The sequence below is a fragment of the Streptomyces morookaense genome (assembly GCF_013030945.1).
Taxonomy (GTDB): Bacteria; Actinomycetota; Actinomycetes; order Streptomycetales; family Streptomycetaceae; genus Streptomyces; species Streptomyces morookaensis.
This window is the reverse complement of sequence record NZ_JABBXF010000037.1, coordinates 14,758-32,808: the sequence shown is the minus strand read 5'-3', so window position 1 is coordinate 32,808 and position 18,051 is coordinate 14,758. Positions and strand designations below refer to the sequence as shown.

The following is an 18,051-nucleotide window of genomic DNA, read 5'->3' as shown; positions in this document are numbered from 1 at the left end:
CTTGGCCTCTTCCGGTGAATCCGGAGGCGGGGCGCCCCGTAGGGGCGCCTAGGCGCGACAGTCCCGCACCGGGTCGTCGTGGGTGAGGGCGCAACCGATCGCCGTGCCGCGTTCCTTGCCGTACCGCTCGACGAGGGCGGCGCGGAAGTCGGCCCATTGGCGGCGGGTGTCGGCGACGGCTCCCCGGACCGCGCGGTCGAAGTTGCCGTCGGCCTTGCCGCGGACGGTGGCGGGGCCGGCGGTGGCGCCGGTGGCGGGGTCGATGGTGCCCTCGTCCTTGTTGAGGACGGAGTGCTGGACGCGCCCGGAGCAGAACCCCGGCAGGAGCGAGAAGCAGCCGGTGGTCAGGTCGCGGGGGACTGCGGAGGCCTGGAGCGGGCGACCGGCGGCGAGGTCGAGCAGCGGGGAGGGGGCGGGCAGGTTCAGGCCGGGCGGGTTGTCCTTGCCGAGAGGGCGTGAAGTATCCGTTTTGTCGGTCCAGTTGCTGTGGGCGTAGAAGTCCTGCACGCCGTGCAGGGCGCGGCCGAACCCCTCGATGGCCTCGCACTTGGCGCGGCCGGGCAGGCCGAGGGTGAAGGTGCAGTCCCGGCCGAGCCCGGTCTCGCGGGGCGCGACGGCGCCGCCCTCCTCCAGGGTGCCGCCCGCCGCGGATATGCCCTCGCGGAAGCGGGTCTGCAGCTTGGCGACGCAGGACTGCAGCCGCTCGGTGGCCTGTTCGCGGGTGCGCGGGTAGCCGGGTGCGGCGAGGAAGTCGGCGTCGTCGCAGTGGGCGGCGGGGACGAAGGACTCGTCGGAGTCGGGGGCACCGACGGCGCCGAAGGTGCGCTGGTGGCCGGCGACCTGGTCCAGGGAACGCGGCTCGAAACAGCTGTCGTCGGAGCGCGTTCCGGGTGCGCAGGCGAGGGCGGCACGGGTGATGCGCTCGTGCTCGGCGTGCTGGCCGAAGGCGTTGACGGTACCGAAAGCCTGCGCCGGTACCGCCTGCGCGGTGAGCAGCAGGGGGGCGGCGAGCGCGGCGGCGCCCAGTCCGAGGGCGGATCTGCGCAGGGCGGTGCGCGGGGAAGTCGACATGGTTTTCGGCCTCTTCGAGGGGGGTGCCGGGGCAAAGAGGCAAGTGGAACCCGATCTTGTCGGAAAGGCAATCCAGCAGCGCCCCGTAAAGGGCGCGGGGCGCTAGTGCCTTCCCGGCACCACAAACTCGCACCACACCGACTTACCGGTGCCGCGCGGCTCCACGCCCCACACATCGGCGAGCCGGTCGACCAGCAGCAGGCCCCGGCCCGAGACCCCGGACTCGCCGGGTTCCCGGCGCCGCGGCAGGACGCTGGACCGGTCCTCGACCTCGACGCGCACCCGGCGCTGCGGGCCGGTGAGCATGCGGATCGTCACCACGGCGGCGCCCTCCGTGTGCAGCAGCGCATTGGTGACCAACTCGTCGGCCACGAGCTCGATTTCGTCCGAGCGCTCCCGGGCGCCCCAGGCCCGTACGGCGGCGCGGATCATGTGCCGGGCGGCGGAGAGGGCCTCGGGGTCGGCGGGGGCGATGTGCTGCTGGAGCCGGCCGCCGCCGCGGGCGGGCGCGCCGTGGCGGCGCAGCAGCAGCACGGCCATGTCGTCCTCGCCGATGCGCTCGCCGCCGGCGGTCTCGCAGAGCCGGTCGGCCAGGCTCTGCAGCTCGTAGGGCCCGTCGCGGACGACGGCCACGAGTTTCCGCATGCCCTCGTCGAGGTCGGCTCCGGGTTCCTCGACCAGGCCGTCGGTGAACATCAACAGGGTCTCGCCCGGGTCCAGTTCCATGGTCGTCACGGGGTAGTCGAGCGGCCCGAACTCGGCCGAGAGGCCCAGCGGCAGCCCGCCGGCGACGGGCAGCCGCCGGCAGGTGCCGTCGGCGTGCCGCAGCAGCGGGTCGATGTGCCCGGCGCGCACGAGCTGGACGACGCCGGTGGAGAGGTCGGCCTCGGCGTAGGAGCAGGTGGCGAAGCGGTCGGTGTCGAGTTCGTGCAGGAAGGTGGAGGCGCGGGCCATCACGGTGCCCGGCGCGTGCCCCTCGGTCGCGTAGGCGCGCAGGACGATGCGCAACTGGCCCATCACGGCGGCGGCCTGGGTGTCGTGGCCCTGGACGTCGCCGATGACGGCCCCGACCCGGCCGCCCGGCAGCGGGACCACGTCGTACCAGTCGCCTCCGACGTCGCGGCCCATGCTGGCGGAGCGGTAGCGGACGGCGATCTGTGCGCCGGGGATGTCCGGGATGCGGCGCGGCAGCATGGCCTGTTGCAGGCCCTCGGCGAGGTCGTGCTCCTGGTCGAAGAGCATGGCCCGGGCGAGGGCCTGGGCGAGGCTGCTGCTCAGTGCGATGAGCAGGTTGCGTTCCTGCTGGGTGAAGCCCCGGGTGTCCCGGTAGAGGATGCCGAGGGCGCCGATGGGCCGGCCCTGGGCGACGAGCGGCAGGTAGGCGGCGGAGCAGATGCCGATGCCCTTGATGTTGTCCCACAGCCAGGGGTAGCAGGCGGCCCACTCCTCCCGGGACTCGATGAAGCGCGGGGTGACGGTGCGGATGACATCGCTCATGGGGAGGTTGTCGTCGACGCGGGTGTAGAGCGTGCCGGGGATGTAGTGCTCCGCGGGACCCTCGGCGACCAGGTGGATGCGCCCGGTCTCGACGAGGCCGAGGACGAGGAGGTCGGAGCCGAGGTGTTCCACGGACCGGGGGTCCTTGAAGAAGTCGATGACGTCCTGGACCGTCCTGGCGTGGGCGAGGGCCGCGGTGGTCCGCTCGACGACGCTGGTCTGGTGGCGGTGGAACTCCTCGGGCCCGGACGGCCGGGCGGAGTGCCCGAGCTCGTCGGTGGCGTCGCGGAGGATGCCGATGACACGGCAGGGGCGGCCCCGGTCGTCGCGCCGGATGTGGCCCTGGGTGTGGGTCCAGCACAGGGAGCCGTCGGCGTCGCGGACGCGGAAGTAGGCGCCGTAGGAGTCGCTGCCGTCCTTGAGGGCCGTGGAGATCAGGGTGTCGAGGCGGGCGCTCTCGGCGCGCGGCACCGGTCCGAGGAGCGAGGTGGGGTCGCCGTCGAACTCCTCCGGGCGCATCCGGAGGACGGCGAGCGCCCCCTGGTCCAGGTGCAGCCGGCCGCTGTCGAGGTCCCAGTCGAAGCTGCCCATGCGGTTGAGGGCGAGGCTCGTCCCCGGGCCCGCGGGCCAGTCGTCCGGCAGGGACGCATCCGGCCTGGCTGCGGCGTCCCGCATCGGTGCGGCGGCCGGTGTCGCGTCCCGGTCAGCCGCTCCCCGATCAACCATAGGGCCACTCTGCCACCATTTGCCCGTTTCTTCGATGTGACTGCGTACGGTGACGAAGCCGCCCGCGGGGTACGGAGTGGTACGGACGCCGGGGAGGGGTCACCGTGGAGTCCGGGGCCGCCGGGAAATCCGAGGAGTGCGGGATGGAGTGGTTCACGGCATCCGGCTACTGGCTCAGCCGGCTGGTGCTGCAGCGCATGCTCGCCGTCGTCTACCTGGTGGCCTTCCTGTCGGCGGCCACCCAGTTCCGCGCACTCATCGGGGAACGGGGCATGCTGCCGGTGCCGCGGTTCGTACGGTACGTGCCGCTGCGCCGGGCGCCCAGCGTCTTCCACCTCCACTACTCGGACCGCTTCTTCGCCGCCTGGGCCTGGACCGGCGCCCTGCTGTCGGCCGCGGTCGCCGCCGGTGCCGCCGACGCGGTCCCGCTGGGGGCGGCGATGGCGATGTGGGCGGTGCTGTGGGTGCTGTACCTGTCGATCGTCAACGTGGGGCAGACCTGGTACTCCTTCGGCTGGGAATCGCTGCTCCTGGAGACGGGCTTCCTGGCCGTCTTCCTGGGCAACGCCCGTACGGACCCGCCGGTGCTGGTGCTCTGGCTGCTGCGCTGGCTGGTCTTCCGCGTCGAGTTCGGCGCGGGGCTGATCAAATGGCGCGGCGACCCCTGCTGGCGCGATCTGACCTGCCTCTACTACCACCACGAGACACAGCCCATGCCGGGGCCGCTGAGCTGGTTCTTCCACCGGCTGCCGCGGCCGCTGCACCGGGTGGAGACCGCCGCCAACCATGTGGCCCAGCTGATCGTGCCCTTCGGGCTGTTCCTGCCGCAGCCCGTGGCGAGCGTGGCGGCGGGGCTGATCATCGTCACCCAGCTCTGGCTCGTGGCCTCGGGCAACTTCGCGTGGCTGAACTGGATCACGATCGTCGTCACCCTGTCCGCCGTCGACGGCAACGCCGCCGCCGACCTGTTCTCCCTGCCGCGCCACTCCCCCGGCCCCGGCGCGCCCGTCTGGTACGAGATCCTCGTCCTCGCCGTCACCGTCTTCGTGCTCGCCCTGAGCTGGTGGCCGGTGCGCAACATGCTCTCCCGCCACCAGCGGATGAACATGTCCTTCAACCCCTACCACCTCGTCAACACCTACGGCGCCTTCGGCAGCGTCAACCGCCGCCGCCACGAGGTCGTCGTCGAGGGCACGGACGAGGAGCACATCACGCGGGAGACGGTGTGGAAGGAGTACGGCTTCAAGGGCAAGCCCGGCGATCCACGGCGTGTGCCACGGCAGTTCGCGCCATGGCATCTCCGCCTGGACTGGCTGATGTGGTTCGCCGGAATCTCGCCCGGGTACGCGGAGGACTGGTTCGGCCCGTTCGTGGAACGCCTGCTCACCAACGACCCTGCAACGCTGAGGCTGTTGCGCCACAACCCCTTCCCCGGCACCCCGCCCACGCACGTCCGTGCGCGGCTGTACCGGTACCGCTTCACAACGTGGCAGGAGCGGCGCGAGACGGGGGCGTGGTGGCACCGGACGCTGGAACGGGAGTGGCTCCCACCGGTGAGGCGCGCCCCGTAAGGGGCGCTGGGGGCACCTCTGGGGGTCCCCCCAGCGTTAGCTGGGGGAGGTAGCTGGGGGAGGAACTGCGCGACCAGCCACAACCGACCCGCAGCAGCCGGGCTCAGACCCGAGCCAACCCCCACCGCTCCCGCTCCGCCGCAGTAATCGGCGGCTCCGCCGAGGGCCGCCGCCCAGGCCCCCGCAGCACATGCACGGCAACGCCCGGAGCAAACAGCCCGGACAACGGCCGCGACAGCGTCATCACCTCCAACAGCGGCCGCGTCACAGCCGGATTGGCGGTGGCGGTCAGCATCGTCCGCTGCACATACCCCCGCAGCAGCCGGGCCGCAACGGGTGGCCGACCGCCCACGGCCCCGGGGTAGTTGAGGTCCTCACCGGTCGCCAGGTCCCAGGCGGGCCCCGCCGCCGCGGCGGCCGCCTGCTGCGCACGCCGGGCGAACCCGGATCCGTCGCCCGCCCCCTCCGTCCGCAGCGCCGCCCGCAGGGCAGCCGCACCGTGCGCGGCCACCGACATCCCGTGCCCGTAGACCGGGTTGTACGCGGCCAGCGCGTCGCCCATGACGAGGAAACCGGCAGGCCACTCCGGGAGGCGCTCGAAGTAGCGGCGCCGGTTGACGGTGGAACGGGTGACGTACACCTCGGTCAGCGGCGCGGCGCGGGCGATGAGGTCGGCCACGATCGGGTGCCGCAGCGTGCGCGCGTAGGGCTCGAACTCCCCCGCGTCCCGGGTCGGTTCACCGCCCCGGGTGCCGGCGAGGGTGACGATCCAGCGGCCGCCCTCGATGGGCATCAGCGTGGTGCCCCGCCCCGGCCGCGACGTGCCCGTCTCGGCCTGGACGCTGACCACCGGGACGTCCTCCGCCCCGGGCGGCGCACGGAACACCCGCGTCGCATAGACCAGGCCCGAGTCGACCGTCTCCTCGCGGACGGCGGGCAGTCCGAGCCGCGCCAGCCACTGCGGGGCCCGGGAGCCGCGGCCGGTGGTGTCGACGACGAGGTCCGCCGCGAGGTCCTCGGCGCCGCCCTCGCCGTGCAGGCGCACGCCCGTCACCCTGCGTGCGGTCCCGAGCAGGCCCGCGGCCTCGGCGCCCTCGTGCAGCGTGATCCCCGGCCGGGCCAGGACCAGTTCGCGCACGACCGCGTCGAGCAGATCGCGGCTGCAGGCGATGAGGTACTCCATCTCGGGCCAGCGCGGCAGCCAGCCCTGCGCCAGGAGGGAGACCAGGCCGGTCGGCAGGGAGATCCGCCGGGCCCCCGCCGCCAGCCACCGCTCGGCGGCGCCGGGCAACAGGGTCTCGACCACGCGCGCGCCGCCGGACATCATCAGGTGCGCGTGACGGGCCTGCGGCACCCCTCTGCGCGCGCGGGCGGTGTCGGGCAGCCGGTCGCGCTCGACGACCACGACGTCGTGACCGTGGTCCGCGAGCACCGCCGCGGCCAGCATTCCGGCCATCCCGCCGCCGAGCACCACCGACCGGCGGTCGTTCGCACTGCTCATCCCGGACCTCCTGACGGCTGTCTCTCCGGTCTCCCCATACCGCGCCCGGTCCGAACACATGCGGGCGAACCCGGCGTGGCGCACGGTGGGGTGAGGAGGTGGCTGCCGTGGACGCTGTCGGACCGGTGGAGGCGCTGGAGCGCATCGCGTTCCTGCTGGAACGCGACCGGGCGCCCACGTACCGGGTCAAGGCGTTCCGCACGGCGGCCGCGGTGATCGCCGCCATGCCGGAGGAGGAGGTCCACCGGCGCGCGGCCGACGGCTCGCTCACCGAGGTGAAGTCCATCGGCCCCAAGACGGCCGCGGTGGTCGGCGAGGCACTGGCCGGCCGGGTGCCCTCGTACCTGGCGCACCTGGAGCAGGAGGCGGGCGGCCCGCTGGCCGAGGGCGGGGAGGAGCTGCGGGCGGCTCTGCGCGGCGACTGCCACCTGCACTCGGACTGGTCGGACGGCGGCAGCGGCATCGAGGAGATGGCCCGAGCGGCCCGGGACCTGGGCCACGAGTGGGCGGTGCTGACCGACCACTCCCCCCGGCTGACCATCGCCCGCGGCCTCTCGCCGGAGCGGCTCCGCTCCCAGCTCGACGTGGTCGCCGAGGTGAACGAGCGCCTGGGCGACGGCTTCCGGCTGCTGACGGGCATCGAGTGCGACATCCTCGCCGACGGCTCGCTGGACCAGGAGGAGGAGCTGCTGGAGCGGCTGGACGTGGTGGTCGCCTCGGTGCACTCGAAGCTGCGGATGGACGCGGCGGGCATGACCCGCCGTCTGGTGGCCGCCGTCGCCAGCCCGCTGGTGGACGTGCTGGGGCACTGCACGGGCCGGCTGCTGGCCGGCCGGGGGCGGCCCGAGTCGGAGTTCGACGCGGACATGGTCTTCGCCGCCTGCGCCCGCTTCGGCACCGCCGTGGAGATCAACAGCCGCCCCGAACGCCTCGACCCGCCACGCCGGTTGCTGCGCCGGGCGCTCGACGCCGGGGTGCTGTTCTCGATCGACAGCGACGCCCATGCGCCTGGTCAGCTGGACTGGCAGATCTACGGCTGCGCCCGCGCGGAGGAGTGCGGAGTGCCGGCGGGCCGCGTGATCACCACGTGGCCCGTGGAACGGCTGCTGGAGTGGACGCGGTCACCGTGAGATGCGCCCTGTAAGGGGCGCGGGGAACTGCGCGACAAGCCCCCACCGGCCCGCAGCCGCAGGGATCCGGGGCGAAGCCCCGGGTACCTTGACTGCGGGCGCGTCGTGGCTGGTCGCGCAGTTCCCCGCGCCCCTGACAGGGCGCCGTGGTTACCGCGTCACGGAAGGTGCCCCCGCGTCGCGTCCGCCGTCAGCGGCGCCAGCAGGTCGCCGAACTCCTCGGTGCGGTCGAGTACCTGCTCCGGCGTGAAGGCGAGCTCCGCAGGATCCCGGCAGGCCGCGACCTCGTCCCACGTGACAGGGGCCGCCACGGCCGGGCGCTCGCGCAGCCGAAGGGTGTAGGGAGCAGCGGTGGTCTTGGCGCTCGCATTCTGCGACCAGTCGATGAGCACCTTCCCGCGCCGCTCGACGCGCGTCATGGAGACCACGACCAGACCGGGATGCTCCCCCATCATCCGCGCGGCCAGCTCCTTGGCGTAGCCGCTGACCGCCCGGCCGGAGGCGGGGTGGACGGGCGCGTAGAGGTGCAGCCCCTTGGAGCCGGAGACCACGGCGTGGGCGGTGAGGCCGTCGTCGTCCAGCAGCTGGCGCAACCGCTGGGCGACACGGCAGCAGACGACGAGGTCGGTGCCCGGCCCCGGGTCCAGGTCGAGCACGAGCCGGTCGTGCCGGTCCGGCCCGGCCGCCGCCGTCCACTGCGGGACGTGCACCTCGTAGGCGCCGAGATTCACCATCGCGACGAGCGCGGCGGTCGAGTCGATCACGACCTGCCCGGCCACTTCCTTCCGGCGGTGCTCCACAGGCACCACCCGCACCCACCCGGGCGCACCCGGAGGGGGATTCTTGGCGATCCAGCTCTCCCCTTCCGGCCCCTCGGGCGCCCGCACGAACGAGGCGGGGCGCCCGGCGGCGTGCGGCACCATCGCGGGGGCGATCCGCGCGTAGTACTGCAGCACCTGCGCCTTGGTGTGGCCCGTGGCGGGGAAGAGCACCCGGTCGAGATGGGACAGCGACAGCCGGCGGCCCTCGATCTCCACCACCTGCCGGTCCGGAGTGACAGGCATAAGGTAGGAATTCCCCGCGGAGGGACAAATCCATGCGCACCATGTGGAAAGGCGCGATCGGTTTCGGCCTCGTCTCCGTGCCCGTACGCCTCTACGCCGCCATCCAGGAACACGGCATCAAACTGCACCAGGTCCACGCCGAGGACGGCGGCCGGATCCGCATGAAGCGCGTGTGCGACAGCTGCGGCGAGGAAGTCCCCTACGAGGATGTCGCCAAGGGCTTCGAGGACGACGAGGGGCACACCGCGGTCGTCACCCAGAGCGACCTCGAGAGCCTGCCGCTGCCGAGCAAGAAGCTCATCGACGTCCTGGCCTTCGTCGACGCCGACCGCATCGACCCCCTGCAGCTGTCGAGCACCTACTACCTCGCACCGGACAGCACGGCCGCGAACAAGCCGTACGTCCTGCTGCGCGAAACCCTCAAACAGACCGACCGCGTCGCCGTCACCAAGATCGCCCTGCGCACCCGGGAGTCCCTGGCCCTGCTCCGCGTCCACGAGGATCTGCTGACGCTGCACACCATGTACTGGCCCGACGAGATCCGCTCCGGCGCCGACCTCGCCCCGCCGGCCTCGGTGACGGTGCGACCGCAGGAACTGAAGATGGCCACGAGCCTGATGGACACGCTGTCGGAGGACTTCGACCTGGAGACCCTGGAGGACGAGTACCAGGTCGCCCTGGACGAACTCATCACCGCCCACCTGGACCACCGCCCGGTCGCCAAGAAGGCGGCCACGAAGGCGCCCGACAATGTCATCGACCTGATGTCCGCCCTCCAGGAGTCCATCGACCGCGCCGCCGGGAAGCCCGCGGGGGCGAAGGCGGCGGCGAAACCGAAGAAGGCGGCGGCGGGCGGCGGGACGAAGGCGGCCGCACCGAAGACGCGCGCGGCGGCGAAGAAGGCGGGGACGAAGAAAGCGGCGGCGAAGAAGAGCAGCAGCGCGAGGAAGAAGGCGGGCTGACGCGCGACGCCCTGTGAGGGAGGCGCGTGTCAGCCCGTCCGGCGTGGTCAGACCGAGGACGCCAACTCGGTCCTGGCCCGGTCCGCCAGCCCCTCCGCCCCGCACACCTCGGCGAGTTCGAGGCCCTCCCGGAGCTGCCCCGCCGCCTCCTCGTCACGGCCTGCCCGGCGCAGCGCGGCGCCGCGCTCCACCAGGGCGGACGCGTACTCGAAGCGGCACGGCGACTTCCGCAGATACTCCACCGACCGGTCGAGCTTGACCAGGGCGTCCTCCGGCGTGGCCACGCGGGCGGCACGCCGCAGTGCCTCGCCGATGGCGGTGTCGGTGCCGAACCGCATGGCGTGCTGCACGGCCTGGTCCGCGAGGGCGCGGGCGCGTTCGGGTTCCTCGGGTGCGACGGCCGCCGCCAGGTCCAGGGCCCACGGAGCCCACAGCGTGTTGTGCCGTCCGCGCTCGCTCAACCGCCGCCCGGCGGCTTCCAGTTCGGCGATGGCCTCCTTGGTCCGCCCGACGGCGAGCAGCAGCTTCCCGGCCACCGACGCCGCATCCGGCATCACCATGGCCTGCGGATAGGGCGGCCCGAACGCGTACTTCTCCGCGACGGCCTGTGCTTCGTCGATCCGGCCACGGGCCAGCAGGGTGTCGACGAGCATGCAGGTGCCGTCCCACTGGATCGGCAGCCCCGGCCCCAGCCGGTCGGCGAGGCGGAGCCCCTCGCGCAGGTACTCCTCGGCACGCGCCAGCATGCCCCGGCGGAAGTGGACGAGTCCGAGGTACTCATGGGCGAAGGCCAGGTGGGCACCGCGCCATCCGGAGATCTCGAACGCGCGCACGGCGTCGGTGAAGAGCTCCTCGGCCTGGTCGAGCCGGTCCGTGAAGGCATAGGTGATGTCGATGATGCTGGGGATCTCGAAGCCCCACTCCGTGTTCGTCCACCCCAGGCCGGCGGGCAGCCGGTTGCCCGTCAGGGTGCGGTCGGCGCGGTCGACGACCTCCATGGCGTCGTCGCCGCGGACCATGCCGTCGAAGGCGTGGAGCGCCAGCAGGGCCCGCTCGGAATTGTCGCGCCCGCGGAGGCGGTTGGCGAGCTCGGCGACCTCACGGGAGCGCTCGTGCGCCCCGTCCTCCTCCAGCTGGATCCCCTTCCAGAGGAAGTGGGCGGCCTGCAGCCGCATCCGGTCCGGGCCCGTCGGTGTCCTGGCCGCCTGATCGGCCACGACCTTCGCGGCTTCGGCCAGTTGGCTGTTGTGCGCGTACGCCTGCGACAAGCGGTACGTCGCATCGACGCGCAGCCCGTCCGGCAGCCCCGGCAGATCGAGTGCCGCCCGCAGGTGGTTGATGGTGGCGGGCGGCGAGGTCAGCAAGGTCGAGCAGCCCAGCTCGTACAGCACGCTCGCCCTCTCCTCCTCGGGCGGCGGCTCGGCCAGTGCCCGCTCCAGGCAGCGGGTCGCGGCCTCGGGGGCACCGACGGCGAGGTGCTCCTGTGCAGCTCTGCGCAGTTGCCGCACCAGGTCCGGGTCGTCGTCGGGGTGGACTTCGAGGAGGTGCCGCGACGCAATGGCCGCGCCCTGTCCGGCGTTGGTGACCGCCCAGGCCGCGAGCCCGTGCATCGCGGTGCGCGTGGCGGGCGGGATGGCCTGGTAGACGGCGGTGGCGATCAGCGGATGAACGAATTCGAGCTCGGTGACGCCGACGAGGATGCGGGCCTCGCGCAGCCGGTCCGCGCAGGCCAGACCCTCCGCGGGGCTCATACCGGCGACCATGGCGGCCATCCGGGGCGCGATCTCCGTACCGAGCACGGCGGCGGCCCACGCGAACCGGGTGGTGGCGGTGCCCAGTTGTTCGAGCCGGGTGATCAGCCCGCTTCCCCGGGCGGCGGCACCGAGGTCGCGGAGCAGGGCCGCGGACTCCTCCGTGGGCTTGAGTCCGCGGTCGCGGGACTTGGCGATCAGTTCGACGGCCTCGTACGGATTGCCTCCGGTGACGGCCCAGATCTCACGGCAGAACGGGTCGTCGGACCCCGCCCCCAGAGCGCCGCGCACCAGCTCGGCCACGGCTGCCGGGGTGAGCGGATGCAGGACGACGGGGCGGTGGCCGCGGCCGTCGACGAGTTCCGCGAACGCAGGCACCTGTTCGGGCAGTTCACGGGGTCGGTAGGCGGCGACCAGGAGGACCGGAAGTTCTCCGAGCCGCACCGCGAACGTGCTGATCCAGTTCAGCGACTCCGCGTCGACCCAGTGCGCGTCGTCGACGATCAGGATCAACGGGCCGCGCTGCATGGCGAACTGGGCGACCATCCAGTCGAGACCGTCGCGCACGCCCTGCGGGTCGGGCTGATGCGCCCCGGCCGGGGGTGCGATGCCCAGGGCCGGACCCGAGATGCCGCGCCAGTCGCCGAGCAGCTCCATGCGCTCCGCCTGGGTCATCGGCGCCAGGACCGGCTGCAGCAACTGCCGGACGACATGGAAGGGAACGGTTTCCGCACCCTTGCTGCCGCGGGCGGACAGCACGGTGCAGCCGCCGAGCTCGTCCGCTATCCGCCGCACCTCGCCCAGCAGCGCGGTCTTCCCGGTGCCGGCCTCGCCGCTGCAGAGCAGCAGCCCGCCGCGGGGCCGGTCGCGGCCGGGTCCGCCGCACAGCTCCTCGACCGCCTGCCGGGCCGCCTCGATCTCCCGCTCGCGCTCGAACAGGGCGGTGTGCGGGCGGCGTTCGTCCTGTTGCCCGGTCATGACACTGCCCTCCCATATGTGTGTGATGAGGCGAGCCTAGCCGCGGCGGCGAGCGTTGGGGCGAGGTTCGCGGGACAGGACTTCCCTCGGGCACAGGCGGGCAGCCGTGCGCACAGATCCACATCATTCAAATACCTTTTCGATAATGGCCGATGCAGGGGGCATTGTGATGCCTTTCGAATTCCTCCGTCACCCCGTTCTGCGAATATGACAACTTCCCGTCGGAGCACCGCGCGACCGGCTACGCTCCATCTCGCGCAGCGGGTTGTGGCGACTGCAGCACGCTGCCGTCTGCCGCTGCGCTGCCGCGACCGGAGAACCTCCTCATCCTCATTCGCGCTCGGGCGGCTCCTTCTTTTCCCATGTCGCCCCCACGACTTGTTTCCAAGCGCCCGAGGTTTCGATGGTTGGTACTGGATCGTCACATCAAGGCAGGCGGCCCGCCTCCGCACTCATATGGCTGGTCCCTCCTGTCGTGCTGGCGGTCTGCACGGTCACCGCCGCCTTCCTGGCCCCGGTGGGCGTGCGCGCCCCGGCCGCCTGGTGCGGATCGGCGGCCACCGCAGCTGTCGCACTCACCTCCTCCGAGGCGGTCCGCCGAGGGCGGGTCATCGCCTCCCTGCGCCACCGGTGCGCGGAGCAGGAAGCGGTTCTCAAGCATCGGCTCGTGCAACAGGAGCGCGAGACCCAGCGGTTGGCCCGTGAGCTGCTGCCCCACACGGTCACCCTGCTCCAGAGCGGCGCCGGTGCCGAAGAGGTCCTCGGTGCCGTCTCCCGGTCGAGCCCGCTCGACCCCGCATTCGCCGCCGCGCACCGGTCGGTTCTGCGCTCCGTGATCGAGGCCGTGCAGGCGGAGGAAGGCCTGCGCGACTCGGCGCACCGCGCGTTCGTCAACATCGCCCGCCGTATGCAGGCCATCGTGCACCAACAGGCCACCGACCTGCGGGAGATGGAGGACCGGCACGGCAACGAGCCCGAGGTCTTCAGCGACCTGCTCCACCTCGACCACGGGACCGCGCTGATCGGGCGCCTCGCCGACAGCATCGCGGTCCTCGGCGGTTCGCGGCCCGGCCGCCAGTGGAAGAACCCGGTCCCCCTCTACAACGTGCTGCGGGGCGCCATGTCCCGGGTGATGGACTACCGGCGGGTGGACCTGCACTCCGTGGCGGACGTCGCCATCACCGGCCCCGGCGTGGAGCCGCTGATCCACGCCGTCGCCGAGCTGCTGGACAACGCCACCCGGTACTCCCCGCCGCAGACCCGGGTCCATCTCACCGCCGTCGAGGTGCAGTCCGGGGTGGCCGTCGAGATCGAGGACGCCGGCGTCGGGCTCACCGACGAGGCACGGCGCCGCGCCGAGGCCGTGCTCGAACTGGCCGACCGCGGCCTCGACCTCAACGACCTCGGCGAGACCCCGCGCCTGGGCCTCGCCGTCGTCGGCAAGCTCTCGAAGATGTACGGGTTCAGGGTGTCGCTGCGCTCCTCCGCCTACGGCGGGGTCCGCGCCGTTCTGATCGTTCCGCAGAACCTGGTCACGGCGAGCGCCACCCCCGGCGGCGAGATCGCCCGTGCCGCCACCCTGCCGCCGCCCAAGCCCAGGAAGAAGCCCGGTCGGCCCCTGCCCCCGCCGCCGCACCTCGAGCTGCCCGGCCAGGCCTCCGACTCCCCGGGAGGACTCCCGCAACGCCGGCGGCGGGTGCCGGGCATGAGCCCCCGGACCACGCGCGGGACCGCGGCCGACCGGACCACGGGCAGCCACCGGCCGCCCGCACCGGCCGAACCCGTGCAGCCGGGCATCTGGCTGTCCGCCTTCACCGACGCCATCAACGGCAAGGAACCCACGGGCGGCCGGGGCACCGAACAGTGATGAATCGTCAGACAAGGAAGAGTGGCCAAGTGACGCAGCAGCGGTTCAACATGGACTGGATGCTCAAGGATCTGGCATCCAGCGTTCCGCAGACCCGCCACGTGATCGTGCTGTCCTCGGACGGCCTGCGCATGGCTCAGCACGGTACGGACACGGACGCCGCCGACCGGCTGGCCGCCGCCTGTGCAGGGCTGCAGAGTCTGTCGGCTGCCATCGCGGCCGAATTCCCGCAGGGGGACGGGCAGATGCGCCTCGTGGTCATCGAGGTCGACGGCGGCTTCTTCTATCTGATGGCCGCCGGCGCGGGTGCCTACCTGGCGGTGCTGGCGGACGACGACGTGGACGCCGGCCTGATGGGGCAGCAGATGCGGGACCTCGTGGCACGCATCGGCGAACACCTCACCAGTCCGCCCCGCGTCACCGGGCCGGTGGCATGAGCAAACCCGAAAGGGCATGGGATCCCGGCAATCCGGACCGCCTGTACATCCTCACCAGCACGAGCGACGGTACGGGCAAGGAAGTCAGAATCGACCTGGTGACGCTGATCGTCTCCCGCACGGAAGGCGACCCCGGTCTGCAGCCCGAGCACTGCGCCATTGCGCGGATGTGCGACTACCCCCTGTCCGTGGCCGAGATATCCGCCTATCTCACCCTGCCCGTCAGCACGGTCACCGTTCTCCTCAAGGACCTGCTCTCGCGCGAACTCGTGGAGGCCAGACCGCCGGTCCCGGTCGCCACGGTGCCCGACACCCGACTCCTGGAGGCGGTGATGCATGGACTACAGAATCTCTGATTCGCCCGCAGGGCCCCGGAGGGAGGACATCCTCCCGGCCACGACCGCGGCAGCCGTCAAGGTGGTGATCGTCGGTGGTTTCGGGGTCGGCAAGACGACCCTGGTGGGCACCGTGAGCGAGATCAGGCCGCTGACCACCGAGGAGACGATGACACAGGCCGGTGTCGGCGTGGACGACCTCGCCGGCATCGAGCAGAAGATCGAGACGACCGTCGCGATGGACTTCGGGCGGATCAGCATCAACGAACAGCTGGTGCTGTATCTGTTCGGCACCCCCGGCCAGGAGCGCTTCTGGTTCCTGTGGGACGGCCTCTTCGAGGGCGCCCTGGGGGCCGTCGTCCTGCTCGACACCCGCCGCCTGGAGGTCAGTTACGAGGTGGTCGACCTCCTGGAGGAGCGCGGGGTGCCCTTCGTGGTCGCCGTCAACAGCTTCCCCGGTGCGCCCGTCCATCCCATGCCGGAGCTGCGGGCCGCCATGGACCTTCCCGACGAGGTGCCGGTGTTCCCCTGCGACGCCCGTGACCGCATCTCGTGCCGCGACGCCCTGATGACCCTCATGCGCTACCTGTACACCCTCGCCAACCGATCCCCGGAGCCACGGTGACCCCACCAGACGAACACCCCCGCACCGAGACCGCCACCGCACCTCCGCCGCAGTGCCCGGCGCACGCCTACGGCACGGGCGGCGTGGCGCGGCTGTACGGTCCCGCCGCGGAGGCCGACCCGATGGGCCTGTACGAGCAACTGCGCGAGCGGTACGGCGCGGTGGCACCGGTGCTGCTGCACGGCGACCTCCCGGCGTGGCTGGTCCTCGGCTACCGCGAGAACCTGGACGTCATGCGCACCCCCTCGCGCTTCTCCCGCGACTCCCGCAACTGGCGTGACATGCGCGAGGGCAAACTTCCCCCCGAGCACCCGCTGGCCCCGATCTCCACCTGGCAGCCCATCTGCGCCTTCGCGGACGGCCAGGTGCACGAGCGCTGGCGTGGTGCCATCAACGACTCCATCGGGCGTTTCGACCGGCGTGGCATGCGCCGGCACATCACCCGGTTCGCGGGACAGCTGGTCGACCGGTTCTGCACCGCGGGCAAGGCCGACCTGGTCGACGACTTCGCCGAGCACCTCCCCATGCTGGTGATGACCCAGCTCCTCGGCATGCCCGAGGAGTACGGTCCGCGCCTGGTCAAGGCCGCCCGCGACATGATCAAGGGCACGGAGACGGCGGTCTCCAGCAATGCGTACGTACAGGAGACGCTGCGCAAACTGGTGGTGCGCAAGCGGGCCGACCCGGGGCCGGACTTCACCAGCTGGCTGCTGGAGCACCCGTCCGAGCTCACCGACGACGAGGTCCAGCAGCATCTGCGCCTGGTGCTGATCGCCGCGTACGAGACCACCGCCAACCTCATCGCCAACACGCTGCGCATGGTGCTGACGGACCCGCGCTGCCGCGCCAACCTGGCGGGCGGACATATGACGCTCCCGGACGCGGTCGAGCAGATCCTGTGGGACGAGCCCCCGTTCACCACCATCCTCGGCCGCTGGGCGACCCAGGACACGGAGCTCGGCGGACACAAGATCAAATCCGGTGACCCGCTGGTGCTGGGCCTCGCCGCCGCCAACCTGGACACGGCGATCCGGCCCGACCCCACCGCGCCCGTGCACGGCAACCGCTCCCACCTCGCCTTCAGCGGAGGGGCCCACGAGTGCCCGGGCCAGGACATCGGCCGGGCCATCGCGGACACCGGTATCGAGGCGCTGCTCACCCGGCTGCCCGACATCCGGCTGGCCGTTCCGGAGGACGAACTGACCTGGGTGTCCGCGCTGATGTCACGTCACCTCGTCGAGCTGCCCGTGGAGTTCACGCCCCAGCAGCCCCAGCCGATGCCCGTTCCCGAGCTGCCGGCCCCGGCCCCGGCGGCGGATGCCGAGGAGCCCGTCGGTTCCGCCGCGGACCAGGAGGTACCGGCACTGCCGGCCGCGGAGCGACGGTCCTGGTGGGCGTCGCTCACGCGGTGGCTGCGCAGGCGGTGACGGGAGCGTCGAGCTGCTCCCACCACCAGGCCGCCGACGCTATGGGCAGCGGCTCGGTCCCGGTGTCGCGCGGACTGTCGCGCCAGGTGATGCCGTAGGTCGCTCCCGGAACCGGAAGGTCGTACCGGTTCCGGGGGCTGGCATAGCGGGGAGCCGCGTCCATCCACCGGATGCAGCCGGAGATGTAGTGCCCCAGTGCCTCCAGGTAGCGCCGCAGGTGAAGGCCGGCGTTCCTGGCGATCTGCGCCCGCAGGTCCAGGAAGAGCGTCATGGCCCGGTCCCTGATCACCAGGGCCTCTTCGAGAGCCTGCTCCGCCGGGCAACGCCGCTCGTGGGCCAGGACGTTGACGATGTTCTGGTCCGTCGTCTCCTGGCTGTCCTCCTTGGCGTAGGAGAAGAGGTCGTTGTCGCAGCTGACGATGAAGCCGGCCGCCTCGGTGAGCGCCTGGACCGGGGCCGAGTACAGCTCGTGGTCCGGGATGCGGATGCCGCCCGCGATCTCGCTCCAGGAGAGGGAGAACCGGGTGCCGTTGATGGAGGGCCGCATCGCGACGTAGTCGGACAGGCTCGGCATCACGCCCCGTTCGACATTGCTGACCTGCCATGCGGCGCCGAAGAGCCAGTCCCGCAACCCCTCGGTCACGCGCCGGAGTTGTACGGGCGTGGTCATGGCGCGGGTGCGGGCGGCGAGGTCCTCGAGTGCCGCGTCGAAGGGGCTGCTGCCGAGCATGCCGGAACCCGGCACCTCCAGGCAGCGTGCTATCCGCGCGTTGAGGTCGACGATCGTGGCGGTCCGGATGTCGGCCGAACCGGTGTCGTGGCAGATGTCGTCGAGGGCGAAGGCCCAGTGGTTCCACTCGATGAAGAGCAGCAGGGGTTCGTCGTCGCCGTAGGGGATGATGCGGCAGCTGAAGTCGGTGCTGTGGGTCGCGATGCTCCAGGCCCGGTCCCTGGCGTTGCCGAAGATGCCCCTGGAGTCGAGCCAGGCGATGGCCCGTTGTTCGAGCTGGCCGGCCCTGGGGTGGACGGCCGGTTCGATCGGGCAGTAGAAGGGCGGCAGCCGCCAGCCGATGGCCGACGGGCGAGGGCGCGTCGAGGTGTCCGTCATG

14 protein-coding genes are annotated in these 18,051 nt (G+C 72.1%); 8 read left to right on the top strand and 6 right to left on the bottom strand.

All coding sequences use genetic code 11. The features are described 5' to 3' along the window. Positions 1-48 precede the first annotated feature (48 nt). The gene (locus HG542_RS17320) at positions 49-1,071 is read right to left on the bottom strand and encodes a CinY protein (RefSeq protein ID WP_171082417.1); all 1,023 of its coding nucleotides are present in this window, start codon (positions 1,069-1,071) and stop codon (positions 49-51) included. A gap of 102 nt (positions 1,072-1,173) precedes the next feature. After that, positions 1,174-3,243 (bottom strand): SpoIIE family protein phosphatase, encoded by a 2,070-nt coding sequence (locus HG542_RS17315; RefSeq protein WP_229922488.1) that lies wholly within the window; start codon positions 3,241-3,243, stop codon positions 1,174-1,176. A 194-nt stretch (positions 3,244-3,437) separates the two neighbouring features. Between HG542_RS17315 and HG542_RS17310 the strand changes: the two genes are divergently transcribed. Beyond that, entirely contained in the window at positions 3,438-4,865 is a 1,428-nt protein-coding gene (locus HG542_RS17310; RefSeq protein ID WP_171082413.1) for a lipase maturation factor family protein, read from the top strand. A gap of 103 nt (positions 4,866-4,968) precedes the next feature. On the opposite strand, the gene HG542_RS17305 is transcribed toward HG542_RS17310, so the two are convergent. Beyond that, the gene (locus HG542_RS17305; protein ID WP_171082411.1) at positions 4,969-6,366 is read right to left on the bottom strand and encodes an NAD(P)/FAD-dependent oxidoreductase; all 1,398 of its coding nucleotides are present in this window, start codon (positions 6,364-6,366) and stop codon (positions 4,969-4,971) included. A gap of 98 nt (positions 6,367-6,464) precedes the next feature. On the opposite strand from HG542_RS17305, the gene HG542_RS17300 reads away from it, so the two are divergent. Next, positions 6,465-7,496, top strand: a complete 1,032-nt coding sequence (locus HG542_RS17300; RefSeq protein WP_373313048.1) for a PHP domain-containing protein — start codon at positions 6,465-6,467, stop codon at positions 7,494-7,496. 158 nt (positions 7,497-7,654) lie between these two features. Here HG542_RS17300 and ligD read toward each other — a convergent pair whose 3' ends face one another. Then, entirely contained in the window at positions 7,655-8,560 is a 906-nt protein-coding gene (ligD, locus tag HG542_RS17295; protein ID WP_171082408.1) for a non-homologous end-joining DNA ligase, read from the bottom strand. Positions 8,561-8,592: 32 nt separating this feature from the next. On the opposite strand from ligD, the gene ku reads away from it, so the two are divergent. Next, positions 8,593-9,522, top strand: coding sequence for a non-homologous end joining protein Ku (ku, locus tag HG542_RS17290; RefSeq protein WP_171082406.1), 930 nt, complete (start codon positions 8,593-8,595; stop codon positions 9,520-9,522). A 47-nt stretch (positions 9,523-9,569) separates the two neighbouring features. Here the strand turns inward: ku and HG542_RS17285 are convergent, their stop codons facing one another. Further along, complete coding sequence (locus tag HG542_RS17285) at positions 9,570-12,251, bottom strand: ATP-binding protein (RefSeq protein ID WP_171082404.1); 2,682 nt, start codon at positions 12,249-12,251, stop codon at positions 9,570-9,572. A gap of 403 nt (positions 12,252-12,654) precedes the next feature. Between HG542_RS17285 and HG542_RS17280 the strand changes: the two genes are divergently transcribed. From HG542_RS17280 to HG542_RS17260, 5 genes are read left to right on the top strand one after another with little or no spacing between them, the layout of a single operon-like run. After that, complete coding sequence (locus HG542_RS17280; protein WP_171082402.1) at positions 12,655-14,118, top strand: sensor histidine kinase; 1,464 nt, start codon at positions 12,655-12,657, stop codon at positions 14,116-14,118. 29 nt (positions 14,119-14,147) lie between these two features. Next, positions 14,148-14,555, top strand: coding sequence for a roadblock/LC7 domain-containing protein (locus HG542_RS17275; protein ID WP_227724268.1), 408 nt, complete (start codon positions 14,148-14,150; stop codon positions 14,553-14,555). Then, positions 14,552-14,911 carry a DUF742 domain-containing protein gene (locus HG542_RS17270; RefSeq protein WP_171082400.1) on the top strand — a complete coding sequence of 120 codons (360 nt, stop codon included), beginning with the start codon at positions 14,552-14,554 and terminating at the stop codon, positions 14,909-14,911. Before HG542_RS17275 ends, HG542_RS17270 begins: the two co-directional genes overlap by 4 nt. Further along, complete coding sequence (locus HG542_RS17265; protein ID WP_171082399.1) at positions 14,892-15,515, top strand: GTP-binding protein; 624 nt, start codon at positions 14,892-14,894, stop codon at positions 15,513-15,515. Before HG542_RS17270 ends, HG542_RS17265 begins: the two co-directional genes overlap by 20 nt. Beyond that, positions 15,512-16,942: a cytochrome P450 gene (locus HG542_RS17260; protein ID WP_171082397.1), complete on the top strand. Its 1,431-nt coding sequence runs from the start codon at positions 15,512-15,514 to the stop codon at positions 16,940-16,942. Before HG542_RS17265 ends, HG542_RS17260 begins: the two co-directional genes overlap by 4 nt. On the opposite strand, the gene HG542_RS17255 is transcribed toward HG542_RS17260, so the two are convergent. Continuing rightward, the gene (locus tag HG542_RS17255) at positions 16,917-18,050 is read right to left on the bottom strand and encodes a terpene synthase family protein (protein ID WP_171082395.1); all 1,134 of its coding nucleotides are present in this window, start codon (positions 18,048-18,050) and stop codon (positions 16,917-16,919) included. The genes HG542_RS17260 and HG542_RS17255 overlap by 26 nt on opposite strands. Position 18,051: the final 1 nt, after the last annotated feature.

What these genes read in the sequence shown, in the direction of transcription:
- HG542_RS17320 (WP_171082417.1), bottom strand. Translation starts at nt 1,071, where the DNA reads ATGTCGACTTCCCCGCGCACCGCCCTGCGCAGATCCGCCCTCGGACTG.
- HG542_RS17315 (WP_229922488.1), bottom strand. Translation starts at nt 3,243, where the DNA reads ATGCGGGACGCCGCAGCCAGGCCGGATGCGTCCCTGCCGGACGACTGG.
- HG542_RS17310 (WP_171082413.1), top strand. Translation starts at nt 3,438, where the DNA reads ATGGAGTGGTTCACGGCATCCGGCTACTGGCTCAGCCGGCTGGTGCTG.
- HG542_RS17305 (WP_171082411.1), bottom strand. Translation starts at nt 6,366, where the DNA reads ATGAGCAGTGCGAACGACCGCCGGTCGGTGGTGCTCGGCGGCGGGATG.
- ligD (WP_171082408.1), bottom strand. Translation starts at nt 8,560, where the DNA reads ATGCCTGTCACTCCGGACCGGCAGGTGGTGGAGATCGAGGGCCGCCGG.
- ku (WP_171082406.1), top strand. Translation starts at nt 8,593, where the DNA reads ATGCGCACCATGTGGAAAGGCGCGATCGGTTTCGGCCTCGTCTCCGTG.
- HG542_RS17285 (WP_171082404.1), bottom strand. Translation starts at nt 12,251, where the DNA reads ATGACCGGGCAACAGGACGAACGCCGCCCGCACACCGCCCTGTTCGAG.
- HG542_RS17280 (WP_171082402.1), top strand. Translation starts at nt 12,655, where the DNA reads ATGGTTGGTACTGGATCGTCACATCAAGGCAGGCGGCCCGCCTCCGCA.
- HG542_RS17270 (WP_171082400.1), top strand. Translation starts at nt 14,552, where the DNA reads ATGAGCAAACCCGAAAGGGCATGGGATCCCGGCAATCCGGACCGCCTG.
- HG542_RS17265 (WP_171082399.1), top strand. Translation starts at nt 14,892, where the DNA reads ATGGACTACAGAATCTCTGATTCGCCCGCAGGGCCCCGGAGGGAGGAC.
- HG542_RS17255 (WP_171082395.1), bottom strand. Translation starts at nt 18,050, where the DNA reads ATGACGGACACCTCGACGCGCCCTCGCCCGTCGGCCATCGGCTGGCGG.